Source organism: Salipiger sp. 1_MG-2023 (assembly GCF_030547555.1).
Taxonomy (GTDB): Bacteria; Pseudomonadota; Alphaproteobacteria; order Rhodobacterales; family Rhodobacteraceae; genus Salipiger.
In genome coordinates this window covers 1-3,004 of record NZ_JAUOQN010000131.1, presented here as the reverse complement: position 1 = coordinate 3,004, position 3,004 = coordinate 1, and the positions used below count along the sequence as shown (strand labels likewise).

General features: G+C 65.0%; 2 protein-coding genes. Both read left to right on the top strand.

Going from position 1 to position 3,004, the window contains the following annotated elements; genetic code table 11:
• The coding region (locus tag Q4543_RS24050; protein ID WP_303442623.1) for a Re/Si-specific NAD(P)(+) transhydrogenase subunit alpha at nt 1-1,574 on the top strand (1,574 nt) is incomplete at its 5' end.
• Between the two features lie 15 nt (nt 1,575-1,589).
• Nucleotides 1,590-3,004, top strand: a 1,415-nt coding sequence (locus Q4543_RS24045; protein ID WP_303442621.1) for an NAD(P)(+) transhydrogenase (Re/Si-specific) subunit beta, incomplete at its 3' end; no start/stop codon positions are given.

The following is a 3,004-nucleotide window of genomic DNA, read 5'->3' as shown; positions in this document are numbered from 1 at the left end:
TGAAGATAGGGACGCCGAAGGAGCTAGTGCCTGGTGAGAACCGGGTAGCGCTGACGCCGGAGTCGGCGCGTGCGTTGCACAAGCTGGGGCATGAGTGTCTGGTTGAAAGCGGCGCGGGCGTTGCGGCGGGCTTTTCCGACGCCGCTTACAGCGATGCGGGGGTGAGGGTGCTCGACAGCGCCGAGGCGCTGTATGAGCAGGCCGATGTGATCGCCAAGGTGCAGCCGCCGAGCGACGCCGAGGTTGACCGGCTGACGGAGGGCAAGACGCTGGTCTCGTTCTTCTGGCCGGCGGCGAACGAGGCGCTGATGCAGCGCGCCGCCGATACCGGCGCCAGCGTGATCGCCATGGACATGGTGCCGCGCATCAGCCGGGCGCAGAAGATGGATGCGCTGAGCTCGATGGCCAATATCGCCGGCTACCGTGCGGTGATCGAGGCGGGCAACAATTTCGGCCGCTTTTTCACCGGGCAGGTGACGGCGGCTGGCAAGGTGCCGCCCGCCAAGGTGCTGATCGTCGGCGCCGGGGTGGCCGGGCTTGCGGCCATCGGCACCTCGACCTCGCTGGGCGCGATCACCTATGCGTTCGACGTGCGCCCCGAAGTGGCCGAGCAGGTCGAATCCATGGGCGCGGAATTCGTTTACCTCGATTTCGAAGAGGATCAGGCGGATGGCGCGGCGACGGGCGGCTATGCCTCGGTGTCGAGCCCGGAATTCCGCGAGGCGCAGCTGGCCAAGTTCCGCGAGCTGGCGCCCGAGGTCGACATCGTCATCACCACGGCGCTGATCCCCAACCGCGAGGCGCCCGAGCTGTGGACGCCCGACATGGTCGCGGCGATGAAGCCCGGCAGCGTCATCGTCGACCTTGCCGCCGAGCGCGGCGGCAATTGCAAGATGACCGTTAGGGATGAAAAAATCGTCACCGACAATGGCGTGACCATCGTCGGCTACACCGATTTCCCGTCCCGCATGGCGACGCAGGCCTCGACGCTTTATGCCACCAACATCCGTCACATGATGACCGATCTGACCCCGGCCAAGGACGGCGCGGTCAATCACAACATGGAAGATGACGTCATCCGCGGCGCCACCATCGCCCATGGCGGCGCGGTGACATGGCCGCCACCCCCGCCCAAGACCAAGGCGATCGCGGCGCAAAAGCCCAAGGAAAAGACCCCCGAGCTGACGCCCGAGGAAAAACGCGCGGCGGAAACCGCGGCCTTCAAGGCGCAGACCAAGAACCAGGTCACGCTGCTGGCGGTAAGCGGCGCGCTGCTGCTGGCGGTGGGGCTGGTGGCCCCGGCCAGCTTCATGCAGCATTTCATCGTCTTCGTGCTGTCGGTGTTTGTCGGCTTTCAGGTGATCTGGAACGTCAGCCACAGCCTGCACACGCCGCTGATGGCGGTGACCAACGCGATCTCGTCGATCATCATCCTTGGCGCGCTGATGCAGATCGGCTCGAGCAGCTGGATCGTGGTCGTTCTGGCGGCGCTTTCGGTCTTTATGACCGGCATCAACATCTTCGGCGGCTTCATGGTGACACGGCGCATGCTCGCCATGTTCCAGAAATCGTAAGGGGGGAACATCGTTATGGAATTCGGATTCACGACGGCGGCCTACGTGGTCGCGGCGGTGCTCTTTATCCTGTCGCTGGGGGGGCTTTCGGGCCAGGAAAGCGCCAAGCGCGCGGTGTGGTACGGCATCGCGGGCATGGCGCTGGCGGTGTTCGCCACGCTGATCGGCCCCGGATCGGGGCTGTGGCTGCTGTCGATCCTGCTGATCGCGGCGGGCGGCACCATCGGCATGTATGTGGCGAAAAAGGTCGAGATGACCGAGATGCCGCAGCTGGTGGCGGCGATGCACAGCCTTGTTGGCCTTGCGGCGGTTTTTGTCGGCTACAACGCCCATTTCACCATGAAGGCGGTGACCGGCGGCGCGGTGCCGCAGGGGGTGTTTGCCGAGCTGGTGGCGCATAAGGCCCCGGTCGAGCTGAGCATCCTGTCGGTCGAGCTGTTCCTTGGTGTGTTCATCGGCGCGATCACCTTTACCGGCTCGGTGGTGGCTTATGGCAAGCTGGCGGGCAAGGTCAGCTCGAAGGCGGAAAAGCTGCCGGGCGGGCATTTGCTGAACATCGCGGCGGCGGCGATCTCGGTGATCTGCCTGCTGTGGTACATGGGCACGGGCGGGGCGTTGCCGCTGGTGCTGATGACGCTGGCGGCGCTGTTCATCGGCTATCACCTGATCATGGGCATCGGCGGCGCCGACATGCCGGTGGTGGTGTCGATGCTCAACAGCTATTCCGGCTGGGCGGCGGCGGCGATCGGCTTCAGCCTTGGCAACGATCTGCTGATCGTGGTCGGTGCGCTGGTCGGCAGCTCGGGCGCGATCCTGAGCTACATCATGTGCAAGGCGATGAACCGCAGCTTCGTGTCGGTGATCCTTGGCGGCTTTGGCGGCAGTGCCGGGCCGGCGATGGAAGTCGAAGGCGAGCAGATCGCCATCGACGCCGACGGCGTTGCCAGCGCTCTGGAGGAAGCCGACAGCGTGGTCATCGTGCCGGGCTACGGCATGGCGGTGGCGCAGGCGCAAGCGAACGTCGCCGAGCTGACCCGCCGCCTGCGCGCGCAGGGCAAGGAGGTGCGGTTCGCCATCCACCCGGTGGCGGGGCGTCTGCCCGGGCACATGAACGTGCTGCTCGCCGAGGCCAAGGTGCCCTATGACATCGTGCTGGAAATGGACGAGATCAACGATGATTTCCCCTCGACCGACGTGGTGATCGTCATCGGCTCGAACGACATCGTCAACCCGGCCGCACAAGAGGATCCCAATTCCCCCATCGCAGGCATGCCGGTTCTCGAGGTGTGGAAGGCCAAGCAGGTGTTCGTCTCCAAGCGCGGGCAGGGCACCGGCTATTCGGGCATCGAAAACCCGCTGTTCTACAAAGACAACACACGCATGTTCTACGGCGACGCAAAAGCATCCCTCGGCGAACTGCTCAGCAGGAT